16 protein-coding genes are annotated in these 12218 nt (G+C 75.8%); 13 read left to right on the top strand and 3 right to left on the bottom strand.

Annotation, left to right across the window (positions count from 1 at the left end):
• Together ACI78V_RS07180 and ACI78V_RS07175 are read right to left on the bottom strand one after the other, a co-directional pair.
• Positions 1-507, bottom strand: coding sequence for a DUF3515 domain-containing protein (locus ACI78V_RS07180; protein ID WP_456850142.1), 507 nt, complete (start codon positions 505-507; stop codon positions 1-3).
• A 134-nt stretch (positions 508-641) separates the two neighbouring features.
• The gene (locus ACI78V_RS07175) at positions 642-875 is read right to left on the bottom strand and encodes an Lrp/AsnC ligand binding domain-containing protein (RefSeq protein WP_456850141.1); all 234 of its coding nucleotides are present in this window, start codon (positions 873-875) and stop codon (positions 642-644) included.
• Positions 876-967: 92 nt separating this feature from the next.
• Here ACI78V_RS07175 and ACI78V_RS07170 point away from each other — a divergent pair, with 92 nt between their 5' ends.
• From ACI78V_RS07170 to ACI78V_RS07160, 3 genes are read left to right on the top strand one after another with little or no spacing between them, the layout of a single operon-like run.
• Positions 968-2008: a thiamine-phosphate kinase gene (locus ACI78V_RS07170; RefSeq protein WP_456850140.1), complete on the top strand. Its 1041-nt coding sequence runs from the start codon at positions 968-970 to the stop codon at positions 2006-2008.
• Complete coding sequence (locus ACI78V_RS07165) at positions 1992-2519, top strand: GNAT family N-acetyltransferase (RefSeq protein WP_456850139.1); 528 nt, start codon at positions 1992-1994, stop codon at positions 2517-2519. The genes ACI78V_RS07170 and ACI78V_RS07165 overlap by 17 nt, the downstream gene beginning before the upstream one ends.
• Positions 2492-3127 carry a cytidylate kinase-like family protein gene (locus tag ACI78V_RS07160; RefSeq protein WP_456850138.1) on the top strand — a complete coding sequence of 212 codons (636 nt, stop codon included), beginning with the start codon at positions 2492-2494 and terminating at the stop codon, positions 3125-3127. The genes ACI78V_RS07165 and ACI78V_RS07160 overlap by 28 nt, the downstream gene beginning before the upstream one ends.
• Positions 3128-3262: 135 nt before the next feature.
• Here ACI78V_RS07160 and rpmB read toward each other — a convergent pair whose 3' ends face one another.
• Positions 3263-3445, bottom strand: a complete 183-nt coding sequence (rpmB, locus tag ACI78V_RS07155; protein ID WP_446423268.1) for a 50S ribosomal protein L28 — start codon at positions 3443-3445, stop codon at positions 3263-3265.
• Between the two features lie 183 nt (positions 3446-3628).
• Here rpmB and ACI78V_RS07150 point away from each other — a divergent pair, with 183 nt between their 5' ends.
• The 10 genes from ACI78V_RS07150 to ACI78V_RS07105 all read left to right on the top strand — a co-directional run bounded on the left by ACI78V_RS07150 (position 3629) and on the right by ACI78V_RS07105 (position 12099).
• On the top strand, positions 3629-5227 hold the full coding sequence (locus ACI78V_RS07150; protein ID WP_456850137.1) for a DAK2 domain-containing protein: 1599 nt from the start codon (positions 3629-3631) through the stop codon (positions 5225-5227).
• Complete coding sequence (gene recG / locus ACI78V_RS07145) at positions 5227-7407, top strand: ATP-dependent DNA helicase RecG (protein ID WP_456850136.1); 2181 nt, start codon at positions 5227-5229, stop codon at positions 7405-7407. The genes ACI78V_RS07150 and recG overlap by 1 nt, the downstream gene beginning before the upstream one ends.
• 1 nt (position 7408) lies before the next feature.
• On the top strand, positions 7409-7963 hold the full coding sequence (gene rsmD, locus ACI78V_RS07140; protein WP_456850135.1) for a 16S rRNA (guanine(966)-N(2))-methyltransferase RsmD: 555 nt from the start codon (positions 7409-7411) through the stop codon (positions 7961-7963).
• Positions 7960-8442, top strand: coding sequence for a pantetheine-phosphate adenylyltransferase (gene coaD / locus ACI78V_RS07135; protein WP_456850134.1), 483 nt, complete (start codon positions 7960-7962; stop codon positions 8440-8442). Before rsmD ends, coaD begins: the two co-directional genes overlap by 4 nt.
• Entirely contained in the window at positions 8439-9128 is a 690-nt protein-coding gene (locus ACI78V_RS07130; protein ID WP_456850133.1) for a hypothetical protein, read from the top strand. Before coaD ends, ACI78V_RS07130 begins: the two co-directional genes overlap by 4 nt.
• Positions 9129-9294: 166 nt before the next feature.
• The gene (locus ACI78V_RS07125) at positions 9295-9918 is read left to right on the top strand and encodes a YceD family protein (protein WP_456850132.1); all 624 of its coding nucleotides are present in this window, start codon (positions 9295-9297) and stop codon (positions 9916-9918) included.
• Positions 9919-9920: 2 nt separating this feature from the next.
• Positions 9921-10100, top strand: coding sequence for a 50S ribosomal protein L32 (rpmF, locus tag ACI78V_RS07120; RefSeq protein WP_097208873.1), 180 nt, complete (start codon positions 9921-9923; stop codon positions 10098-10100).
• 20 nt (positions 10101-10120) lie between these two features.
• Positions 10121-10918 (top strand): ribonuclease III, encoded by a 798-nt coding sequence (gene rnc, locus ACI78V_RS07115; RefSeq protein ID WP_456850131.1) that lies wholly within the window; start codon positions 10121-10123, stop codon positions 10916-10918.
• A gap of 6 nt (positions 10919-10924) precedes the next feature.
• Positions 10925-11833, top strand: coding sequence for a bifunctional DNA-formamidopyrimidine glycosylase/DNA-(apurinic or apyrimidinic site) lyase (gene mutM, locus ACI78V_RS07110; RefSeq protein ID WP_456850130.1), 909 nt, complete (start codon positions 10925-10927; stop codon positions 11831-11833).
• Positions 11830-12099 carry an acylphosphatase gene (locus ACI78V_RS07105; protein ID WP_456850129.1) on the top strand — a complete coding sequence of 90 codons (270 nt, stop codon included), beginning with the start codon at positions 11830-11832 and terminating at the stop codon, positions 12097-12099. Before mutM ends, ACI78V_RS07105 begins: the two co-directional genes overlap by 4 nt.
• Positions 12100-12218: the final 119 nt, after the last annotated feature.

Raw genomic sequence — 12218 nt, 5'->3', positions numbered from 1 at the left:
CTACGGCTGGCGGATCGGGAGGGTGTCGCCGATGACCGGGCCCAGCGCCGTGACCGGCGCGCTGTCGGTGTCGGCGCTGACGGTCACCTGGAGGTGGACGGGGCGGTCGACGGCGGTCCAGACGACCGAGTCGGGGTCGGTGGTGTCGACGAACCAGTTCACACCGTTGATCTGGATCAGCGGGGACGTCGGCTCCAGCCCCGCGGGGCGGTCGACACCGCACACCAGCACGATCGGCGGGTCCCCCCACGCGTAGGCGTACGGCGAGTCCGACTGCACCGGCCGGGACGGCTCGCCGGCGAGCTCCAGCGGCAGCGCGGCCATCAGCGCCGGGCAGGACGCGTCGGCCTCCGGGGTCACCGGCGGCACCTCCACCGGCAGGGGCGGCAGTTCCGCGCGGCCGGGGGCGGGGGAGCCCTCGACCTCGGCCACGCCCTGGCCGCCGTCGTCCCCCCTGCCGTCGTCCACGACGCGGACGAGCACCAGCAGCACGACGACCAGCGGCACGACCACCGCGGTGACCAGCAGCGCGATCCGCCGCAGCGGGTCGTCGGGGCGGGTCCGCGCCGGAGCCGGGGTCTCCTCGGCCGCCGCCCCGGCCGGGGCGGGGTCGCGGGGTGGGAGGTTCTCGGTCAGGGCGCTCAGATGTTGACGACGGGGCAGGTCAGCGTGCGGGTGATCCCGTCGACCGACTGCACGCGGGCGACCACGAGGCGGCCGAGCTCGTCGACGGTCTCGGCCTCGGCGCGCACGATCACGTCGTAGGGACCCGTGACGTCCTCGGCCTTGGTCACGCCCGAGATCTGGCTGATCGTCGTGGCGACCTGGGCGGCCTTGCCGACTTCGGTCTGGATGAGGATGTAGGCGTGGACCACGGGAGACCTTTCCTCGGGCAGCGCTGCCGGTGCGGCGTCCGCGCCGCTGGGCGGACAGTTGGGCAACCTACCTCAGCGGTGGAGGGTGACCGGTGACTCGCCCTCGACCACTGGTGCCCCGGGAGGACCCCGCCGACAGCGTGCGGGTCGTCGGCGAGTTCGGCGTCATCGCCCGCGTCCTCGCCCACGCGGGGGCCGCACGGGTCGCCGAGGTGGGGCCGGGGGACGACGCCGCGGTGCTGCGGGCCCCCGACGGGCGGGTCGTGGCGACCACCGACGTCCTCGTGGAGGGCCGCCACTTCCGGCGGGACTGGTCCTCGGCCGAGGACATCGGGCACAAGGCCGCGGCGGCCAACCTCGCCGACGTCGCGGCGATGGGTGGCGTGACCACCGCGCTGCTGGTCGGGCTGGCCTGCCCGCCCGACACCTCCACCGCGTGGCTGGAGGGCGTCGCCGCCGGTCTGGCCGAGGAGTGCGCCCCGCTGGGGGCCGCCGTCGTCGGCGGGGACACCGTCTCGGCGGCGCCGGACAGCACCGCCGTCGTGCTCTCGGTCACCGCGCTGGGCGACCTCGGCGGTCGCGCCCCGGTGCTGCGCTCGGGTGCGCGGCCGGGCGACGTCCTGGCGCTGACCGGGCGGCTGGGCTGGTCGGCCTGCGGGCTGGCCGTCCTCCGGCGCGGCTTCACCAGCCCGGTGGCGGCGGTGGCCGCGCACCGGCGCCCCGCGCCGCCCTACGCGGCCGGACCGGCCGCTGCCGAGGCGGGGGCGACGGCCATGTGCGACGTCAGCGACGGCCTGCTGGCCGACGCCGGGCACCTCGCGCACGACAGCGGCGTCGTGGTGGACCTGGACCGGGCCGCGCTGGTCCGGGCGACGCTGGAGCCGGCGGGGCCGCTGCAGCAGGTCGCCGCGGCGCTCGGGGGCGACCCGCTGGCGTGGGTGCTCACCGGCGGGGAGGACCACGCCCTGATCGCGACCTTCCCCGCGGGCACCGCACTGCCCGGCGGCTGGACGGCGATCGGCGCGGTGCGGGAGGCGCCGGCCGCGCCCGCCGTGCTGGTCGGCGGTGAGCCGGCGGCGGCCGTCGCGGAGTCCGTGGGTGCGGAGGCGGTGGGGCATGTCCACTTCCGCTGAGCGGGTGCCGGCCCGGCTGCGCGCGGTGCCCTACGACGACCCCGTCGCCCGGGCGCTGGTCGCGCGCGTCCAGCAGGAGTACGTGGCCCGCTACGGGGGGCCGGACGAGGCCGTCGTCGACCCGGCCGAGTTCGTCCCGCCCGCCGGGCTGTTCCTCGTCGCCGAGGTGGACGGCGTCCCGGCCGGCTGCGGGGCCTGGCGGGTGCACGCGGACGGCGTCGTGGAGGTCAAGCGCGTGTACGTGGAGCCGGCGTTCCGGCGCCGCGGGCTGGCGCAGGTGGTCATGACGGAACTGGAGCGCAGCGCGGCGGCCGCCGGCCACCGTGCGGTCGTGCTCAACTCCGGCGACCGGCAGCCCGAGGCGCTGGCCCTCTACGCCGCACTGGGGTACACCCCCGTGGCCGGGTACGGGATCTACGCCGACGCGCCCGGGGCGGTGTTCCTGGGCAAGGAACTGGCGCGAGCGGACGGGGAGGAACCGGCATGGGCGTCGGGACCGCGGGTGTCGTGACGATCTCGGCCTCGTACGGGGCCGGGGGAGCGGAGATCGGGCCGGCCGTCGCCGACCGCCTCGGGCTGGAGTTCCACGACCGCGCCATCCCGGTGCAGGTGGCGGGGCGGCTGGGCGTGCCGCTGAGCGACGCGGAGGCCAACGACGAGAAGGTCGCCCGCGGGCTGTGGCGGATCGTGGCGTCGCTGGGCACGATGCCCGACCCGGTCGGCGGGATCGTGCCGATGACGCCGCAGCCCGACGAGCGGGCCTTCCGGCTGCAGACCGAGCGGGTCGTCTGCGACATCGCCGACGGCCCCGGTGGCGTGGTGCTCGGCCGGGCGGCCGCGCTGGTCCTGCGGGACCGGCCGCGGGCGCTGCACGTGCGGCTGGACGGCCCGCCGGAGCTCCGGCTGGCCGCCGCGGTGGCGCGCACGGGCCGGCCGGTCGAGGAGGTGCGCCGGGAGCTGGAGGCCAACGACGCCGCCCGTGAGGGCTACGTGCGGCACTTCTACCGCTGCGACCCGGCGGCGGCCCGCCACTACCACCTGGTCGTCGACTCCACGGCGCTGCCGCTGGACACGGTCGTCGCCCTGGTCGTCACGGCCGCCCGCGCCCGCGGGCTGTAGCGGCCGGTCCACCCGCTGCCGCGTCCGAGACCGCCGATCCGGTGGGTCAGGAGCGGCACGCGAAGAACCCCGGAGGTCGACGACCTCCGGGGTTCTGCCCGGCTGGAGCCGGGAGGTGGGACCAGCCCGCGGGGATCAGCCGCGGACGACCTTGCCGGCGCGGATGCACGAGGTGCAGGCGTTGATCCGGCGACGGTTGCCGGGGGCGACGAGCGCCCGCACGGACTGGATGTTCGGGTTCCAACGGCGCGGCGTGCGGCGGTGCGAGTGCGACACCGACATACCGAAACCGGGCCCCTTGCCACAGACATCGCACACGGCAGCCACGGCGGATCACTCCCAGAAAGAATCGTTCACAGACGGCGGTGCGCAGGTGCGACCGCATACAGACCGTCCGACAGTCTAGCCGCTCCGCGCCGGCGCCGTCGGGGACCCCGTGAGTGAGGTCGCCGACCGGCTCGCGACAGCGGTCCTGTCGCCGTCCGTGGGTACCCTCCGCCCGTGCTGCCGGCGCTCGACGACGCCGCGGTCGGACAGTGGTGCCGGGCCGCGGTCACGGCCCTGTCCGACTCCCGTGGTCGGCTCGACGACCTCAACGTCTTCCCCGTCCCCGACGGGGACACCGGCACCAACCTCCTGCTGACGGCCGAGGCGGCCCTGGCGTCGCTGGGCGAGGCCGGCCCGGGGGAGTCCCCGTGGACCGCCCTGGCCCGCGGCGCGGTCCTCGGTGCCCGGGGCAACTCCGGCACGATCCTCGCCCAGCTCCTGCGCGGCCTCGCCGACCAGCTCGCCGGAGCGGCACCGGCCGACGGTCCGTCGTTCGCCGCCGCACTGCAGAAGGCCGCCGACGCCGCCTACGCCGCGGTCGCCGACCCCGAGGAGGGGACCTTCCTCACGGTCGCCCGCGCCGGTGCGGAGGCCGCGGTGGCCACGGTCGCGGCCGGGAGCACCGAGCTGGCCGACGTCGTCCGGGCGGCGGCCGACGGCGCCCGTGCGGCGCTGGAGGCCACGCCGGGGCAGCTCGCCGCGCTCCGGGAGGCCGGCGTGGTCGACGCCGGGGGTGCCGGCCTGTGCCTGGTGCTCGACGCGCTGGTCACCACGGTGACCGGGGTCGAGCCGTCCCGCCCGCCGCTGGTGCGCCGCGCCACGCGGCCCCACGGGCACCCCGCCGACCTCCCGCACCAGCCGCCCGCCGGGCCCGGTAGCGAGGTGCAGTACCTGCTGGCCGACAGCGAGGACGCGGCCGTCGCCCGGCTGCGCGACCGGCTGGCCGCGCTCGGCGACAGCCTGGTCGTGGTCGGCGTCGACACCCCCGGCGGCCGGGAGTGGAACGTGCACGTGCACACCACCGACGTCGGTGCCGCCATCGAGGCGGGCATCGAGGCCGGGCGGCCGTACCGCATCGCCGTCACCCCGCTGGCGCCGGTCCGGGCACCGGCACCGGCCGCCGGCACGCGGGCGGTCGTGGCGATCGTCCCCGCGGACGGCCCGGGCGGGTTGTTCGCCGGCGAGGGCGCCCGGGTGGTGACCTGCGGCCCGGACGGCGTCACCGAGGACGACGTCCTCGCCGAGATCATCGCGTCGGCCGCCGCGGCCGTCGTCGTCCTGCCCAACGACCCCGCCCTGACCGCGCTGGCCGGCCGGGCCGCCGACCGCGCGCGCGAGGAGGACCGCGACGTCGTCGTGGTGCCCACGCGGTCCCCCGTGCAGGGGCTGGCCGCGCTCGCCGTCGCCGACTCCGCACGGCGTTTCCACGACGACGTGATCACGATGGCCGAGGCCGCCGCAGCCACCCGGTGGGCGGAGGTCACCCGGGCCGAGCAGGCGGCGCTGACCAGCGCCGGCCCCTGCCGACCCGGCGACGTCCTCGGGTCGGCGGAGGGGGACGTCGTGCTGGTCGGCGACGACCTCGCGGGGGTCTCCTGCGAGCTGCTGGACCGGATGCTCTCGGCCGGCGGGGAGCTGGTCACGCTGGTCGTCGGCCCCGACGCCGCCCTCGGCGACGCGGTCTGCCGGCACCTCGCCACGCAGCACCCCATGGTGGAGGTGACCCGCTACGACGGCCCGGGCGGCGTCCCGCTCCAGGTGGGGGTGGAGTGATGGCGGTCGACATGTCCACCCGGCTCGACCGCGTCCTGGGCGCGAAGACGGCCAAGGCCATGGCCGAGCAGCTGTCCCTGCACACCGTCCGCGACCTGCTGCGGCACTACCCGCGCAGGTACGCCCGCCGCGGGGAGATGACCAAGCTCGAGGACCTCCAGGTCGGCGACCGCGTCACGGTCCTCGCCCAGGTGCGCAAGGTGTCCACGCGGAAGATGCGCAACCGCCCCGGCACGCTCACCGAGGTGACCGTCGGCGACGGCGCCAACTCGATGCAGCTGGTCTTCTTCAACCGCAGGCACGCCAACCTGCACGAGGGCGCCTGGGGCCTGTTCGCCGGCACCGTCGGCGAGTACCGCAACAGCAAGCAGTTCGCCCACCCCGACTGCCACCTCATGACCGGGGACGACGACGAGGACTGGGCGCGCGCCCTCATCCCGCTCTACCCGGCCACCAAGGACGTCTCGAGCTGGGTGGTCCAGCGGTCGGTGAAACTCCTGCTCGACGCGGCCGGCGGGTTCGGCTTCGTCGACGACCCGCTGCCCGAGGAGATCCGCGCCCGCCACGGCCTGCCCAGCCTGGCGGCGGCGCTGCTCGACATCCACCGCCCGACCTCCGCCGAGGACGTCGAGCACGCCGAGCACCGGCTCAAGTGGGACGAGGCACTCACCCTCCAGCTCACCCTCGCCGCACGCCGGAAGGCCGCCGCGCTGGAGCCGGGCATCGCCCGGCCGCCGCGGTCCGGTGGCCTGCTCGACGCCGTGGACGCCGCGCTGCCGTTCGCCCTGACCGAAGGTCAGCGGGAGGTGGGGGAGGAGCTGTCGGCGGAGCTGGCGCGCGAGCAGCCGATGCACCGGCTGCTGCAGGGCGAGGTCGGCTCCGGCAAGACCGTCGTCGCCCTGCGGGCGATGGCCCAGGTCGTCGACGCCGGCGGCCAGGCCGCGCTGCTGGCGCCCACCGAGGTGCTCGCCGCCCAGCACGCCCGCAGCATCCGTGCGCTGCTCGGCCCGCTGGGCCGCGCCGGTGAGCTCGACGGCGCGCTGGAGGGCACCCGGGTGGTGCTGCTCACCGGCTCGCAGAAGGCCGCCGCGAGGCGGGAGGCCCGGGCCGCGGTCGCCGACGGCACCGCCGGCATCGTCGTCGGCACCCACGCGCTGCTGCAGGAGGGCGTCGACTTCGCCGACCTGGGCCTGGTCGTCGTCGACGAGCAGCACCGCTTCGGCGTGGAGCAGCGCGACGCGCTGCGCGCCAAGGGCAACCGGCCGCCGCACGTGCTGGTCATGACCGCCACGCCCATCCCGCGCACCGTCGCGATGACCGTCTACGGCGACCTCGAGACCTCCACGCTGCGGCAGCTGCCCAGCGGCCGCGGCGGGGTGGCCAGCTCCGTGGTGCCGGCGCGGGAGAAGCCGAACTGGGTCGACCGCGCCTGGGAGCGGCTGCGCGAGGAGGTGGCGGCCGGGCGGCAGGCCTACGTCGTCTGCCCGCGCATCGGCGAGGACGCCGGCGCCGAGGAGGAGCCCGACGACGCCGACGGCGCACCCGCCGACGACGCCTCGGACCGCCGTCCGCCACTGGCCGTGCTCGACGTGGCCGAGGAGCTGCGTGCCGGGCCGCTGGCCGGGCTGCGCCTGGAGGTGCTGCACGGCCGGATGACGCCGGAGGACAAGGAGGCACGGATGCGCGCCTTCGCCGCCGGCGACGTCGACGTCCTGGTCGCGACCACGGTCGTCGAGGTCGGCGTCGACGTGCCCAACGCCACGGTGATGGTCGTCATGGACGCCGACCGCTTCGGCGTCAGCCAGCTGCACCAGCTGCGCGGACGCGTCGCCCGCGGCAAGCACCAGGGGCTGTGCCTGCTGGTGAGCGAGGCGGCGACCGCGTCGCCCACCGGTCAGCGGCTGGCCGCGGTCGCGTCCACCTCCGACGGCTTCGAGCTGGCCCGGCTGGACCTCGAGACCCGCCGCGAGGGCGACGTGCTCGGCGCCGCGCAGTCCGGCCGGCGGTCGACGATCAAGCTGCTGTCCCTGCTCGAGGACGAGGAGCTCATCGCCGAGGCCCGGGCCGAGGCCACCGCGCTGCTCGCCACCGAGGGCGGGCTGGCCGACTTCCCGGGCCTGGCCATGGAGGTCGCGGCCCTGGCCACCGACGAGCGCGCCGAGTACCTGGAGAAGGCCTGAGGTGACCCGGATCGTCTCCGGCGTGGCCCGCGGCCGGCGGCTCGCGGTGCCCCCGTCGGGAGTGCGGCCGACCGGTGACCGCGCCCGCGAGGGCCTGTTCAACAGCCTCTCCACCCTCATCGACCTCGAGGGCGCCGCCGTCCTCGACCTCTACGCCGGCTCCGGCGCCCTGGGCCTGGAGGCGCTCAGCCGCGGGGCGGGCAGCGTCGTCTTCGTCGAGTCCGGCCCACGGGTGCTCCCGGTGCTGCGCGCCAACCTCGCCGCCGTCGGCCTCCCCGGCGGGCGCGTGGTCGCGGGCTCGGTGCCCACGGTCGTCGCCGGACCGCCACCGGCCCGGTTCGACCTCGTCCTGGCCGACCCGCCGTACGCCACGCCGGTGGCGGAGGTGCTGGGGGTCCTCGGGTCGCTGGTCACCGGCGGCTGGCTGGCCGAGGAGGCCGTGGTCGTCGTCGAGCGCTCCAGCCGCGAGGAGCCCTGGGAGTGGCCGACACCCCTGTCCGGAGTGCGCGACCGCCGCTACGGCGAGGCCGTGCTCCGGTACGGTCGCTGTCCGTGAGGCGAGCGGTCTGCCCCGGTTCGTTCGACCCGGTCACCAACGGCCATGTCGACGTCATCAACCGGGCGGCGGCCCTCTACGACGAGCTGGTCGTCGCCGTCCTGGTCAACCCCGGCAAGGCGGGGCTGTTCACCGTCGAGGAGCGCATGGAGCTGCTCCGCGACGCCGTGGCCGGCCTGTCCAACGTCACCGTCGACAACTTCCAGGGGCTGCTCGTCGACTACTGCCGCGGCAAGGACATCCCGGTCATCGTGAAGGGCCTGCGTGCGGTCAGTGACTTCGAGTACGAGCTGCAGATGGCCCAGATGAACCGCGAGCTGGCCGGCATCGAGACCCTCTTCGTGCCGACCGCCCCGCAGGTCGGCCACCTGTCCTCGAGCCTGGTCAAGCAGATCGCCACCTTCGGCGGGGACGTCTCCAGCCTCGTGCCCAAGGCCGTCCACGACCGGCTGCTCGCGCACCGGGGGCAGGGCTCATGACGGAGGTCGTGTACCGCCTGTACGAGACCGTCGACGAGCTGACCCGCGTCATCGAGAACGCCCGCAACGTCCCCATGTCCGGCGGCTCCTGCATGGTGCCCCGCGACATCCTGCTCGACCTGCTCGACGACCTGCGGGAGAACCTCCCCGACGACGTCCACAAGGCCGGCGCGATCGTCGAGCAGCGCACCGAGATCCTCCAGCAGGCCCAGGCCGAGGCCGAGCGGCTCACCGGGCGCACCCGCAGCGAGAGCGAGCAGGTCGTCGGGGCGGCCCGACGCCAGCGCGAGGAGATCCTCGGTACGGCCCGGAGGCAGCGTGACGAGCTGCTCGCCCGGGCGCAGGCCGAGGCCGAGGACCTGCTGGCCCACGCCGAGGAGGAGGCCGAGCGCATCGTCGAGGAGGCCCGCGGCCACCACGAGGCGGTGCTCGCCGACGCCCAGACCCAGCACGCCGAGATCGTGGCCGCCGCGCAGGCCGAGCACGAGCGGCTGATCAGCGAGACCGAGGTCTACCGGGGTGCGGTCACCCGCGCCGACGAGCTCGGCGCGCAGACCGTCGCCGACGTCAACCGGATGCGGGCCGAGGTCGACGAGTACGTCGACACCCGGCTGGCCGACTTCGGCACCACGCTGGAGCGGATGCTCCGCTCGGTCGAGAAGGCGCGTGCCACCCTGCGCGAGTAGGAGGCCCCCCTCCGGCCGTGCGCAGGCTCACGGCGGCACCCCCCGGGGGTGCCCTCCGGCCGGGACGGTGTCGTCGGGGCATCGGGTAGGCTGGTCTCCCGGTCCGACCGTCGGAGGTCCCGCACCCCGGCCGGCCGCCTCTCCGCTGCCTACCGTGAGTACTCACATGTCTGCCGTTCAGCCGCCCCGCTCAGGCGCCGCGTCCTCCGACGCCCGGCGTCCCGCCGCCAACCCCTGGCGCGTGGACCTGCGGGAGCTCGGTCGCCGCGCCGGCTCCCTGCAGGAGATCGAGCGCACGGTGCCGGCGCCGGGCGACTGGCGGGTCGAGCTCATCGGCGTGCCCGAGGGGGCCCCGGTCGACATGCGGCTGCGGCTGGAGTCGGTCATGGAGGGCGTGCTGGTCTCCGGCGAGGTCGACGTCCCCGTCGCCGGCTCGTGCGCGCGCTGCCTGGAGCCGATCGAGGACACCCTCGAGCTCGACGTCCAGGAGCTGTTCGCCTACGAGGGCAGCACCACCGAGGCCACCAGCGAGGAGGACGAGGTCCGCCGCGTCGAGGGCGAGCACCTCGACCTCGAGCCGATGGTGCGCGACCTCGTCGTCCTCAGCCTGCCGCTGGCGCCCACCTGCACCGAGGACTGCGGCGGGCTGTGCGTCGACTGCGGGCAGCGTCTGGACGACCTGCCGGCCGACCACACCCACGAGGTCCTCGACCCCCGCTGGGCCGGGCTCGCCGGCCGATTCGCTTCCGAACCGGGCACCCCCGGTACGGACAACCCAGAGGAGAACTGACCGTGGCCGTCCCGAAGCGGAAGATGTCCCGCGCCAACACCCGCATGCGTCGCTCGCAGTGGAAGGCGTCCGCTCCCACGCTGTCGCCGTGCCCGAACCGGGCGTGTGGCGAGCTCAAGCCGCCGCACCAGGCCTGCCCGACCTGCGGGCAGTACGAGGGCCGTCAGGTCCTCTCGGTCTGATCCTCGCGGGGAGACCAGCCGTGGCGACCCCTGCCACCGGCACCCAGCCCGCCGCGGGCGGGACCACCGGCCGTTCCCCGGCCGGCCTGGCCCACGCCGAGCGCTCGGCCGCCTGGCTCCTCGACGCCCTCGGCGTCGAGCTGCCCGGCGGCCTGCTGGCGTTGGCGCTGACCCACCGCTCCTTCGCCTACGAGAACGGCGGGCTGCCCACCAACGAGCGCCTGGAGTTCCTCGGCGACTCGGTGCTGGGGCTGGTCGTCACCGACGAGCTCTACCGCCGGCACCCCGACCTGCCCGAGGGCCGGCTGGCCAAGCTGCGCGCCTCGGTGGTCAACATGACCTCGCTGGCCGGGGTGGCGCGCCGGCTCGGCGCCGGCGGGCTGGGCCCGCACCTGCTGCTCGGCCGCGGCGAGGAGACCACCGGCGGGCGGGAGAAGGACTCCATCCTCGCCGACGCGCTGGAGGCGTTGATCGGTGCGGTGCACGTCGGGCTGGGCCTGGACGCCGCGTCGGTGATCGTGCACCGGCTGTTCGACCCGCTGCTGGACCAGGCCGCCACCCGCGGGGCCGGTCTGGACTGGAAGACCAGCCTGCAGGAGCTGGGCGCGGCGCGGGGTCTGGGAGCCCCGACCTACCTGGTCGAGGACGAGGGACCCGACCACGCCAAGACCTTCACCGCCGCCGTCGTCCTCGGCGACACCGTCTACGGGCGGGGTGCCGGCCGCACCAAGAAGGCCGCCGAGCAGGAGGCCGCCGAGGCGGCCTACCACGCGCTGTCGGCCGGCGACGGCGCCGTCCCCCCCTCGACGGGGGACTGACCGACCGTGCCCGAGCTGCCCGAGGTCGAGGTGGTGCGGCGCGGTCTGGAGCAGTGGGTCGCCGGCCGCACCGTCGCTGCCGTCGAGGTGCGCCACCCGCGCGCCGTCCGACGACACCTCGAGGGCACCGAGCACTTCGTCGCCGCGCTGACCGGCCGTACCCTCACCGCCGCCCGCCGTCGTGGCAAGTACCTGTGGCTCCCCCTCGCCGAGCCCGGCGGCTCGCCGTCGGAGCAGGCGCTCGTCGCCCACCTGGGCATGAGCGGCCAGCTCCTGGTGGAGAAGCCGTCCGCGCCGGACGAGACGCACCTGCGGGCCCGGTTCACCTTCACCGACGGCGGCCGTGAGCTGCGCTTCGTCGACCAGCGCACGTTCGGCGGGCTCGCCGTCGAGGAGGCCGGGCCGGCCGGGGGTGGAGACGCTGCCGGACTGCCGCCGCGCCTGGCGCACATCGCCATCGACCCGCTCGACGACTCCTTCGACGCCGACGGGTTCAGCGCCGCCCTGCGCCGTCGGCGCACCGAGGTCAAGCGCGCGCTGCTGGACCAGACGCTGATCGGCGGCGTGGGCAACATCTACGCCGACGAGGCACTGTGGCGCGCGCGGCTGCACGGCAACCGCCCCACCGACAAGCTCACCCGCGCGCAGGTGGCGGACCTGCTCGACGGCGTCCGGGACGTGCTGGGGGAGGCCCTCGCCCAGGGCGGCACCTCGTTCGACTCCCTCTACGTCGACGTCAACGGCCAGAGCGGCTACTTCTCCCGGTTCCTCGCCGTCTACGGTCAGGCCGACCGGGCCTGCCCGCGCTGCGGGACGGCGATCGTGCGCGAGTCGTTCATGAACCGGTCCAGCTACAGCTGCCCGCGGTGCCAGCCGCGGCCCCGGTCGTCCCCGACCCGCCCCCGCCGGTCATGACCCGCCGCGCTGTCGCGCTGGTGTCGGGGTCGGTCCAGGGGGTCGGCTACCGCTGGTTCGTCCGCGGCCGTGCGGAGGCCGCCGGGTTGGCCGGGTCGGCGACCAACCTCCCCGACGGCCGGGTCGAGGTGGTGCTCGAGGGGGAGGACGCCGCGGTGGCCGCCGTCCTGGCCGACCTGGACGGCGCGGACGCCCCCGGACGGGTCGCCCGGGTCGACGTGCGGGACGAGGCGGCACAGGGGGGAACCGGCTTCACGACCGCGTGACGAACACGACATCCCCCCGACACGGTGGGTGTGCAGTGTGGCCGTTGACCTGTGTGAGCAGGCCTGTCACCCTGGGAACACACGCACCGCGCCGACCGTCGTACGGGGCGCAGGTCAAC

It is taken from the genome of Geodermatophilus sp. SYSU D00742 (assembly GCF_054049935.1).
The sequence above is the reverse complement of the archived record's forward strand: the minus strand, read 5'-3'. Positions and strand labels throughout refer to the sequence as shown.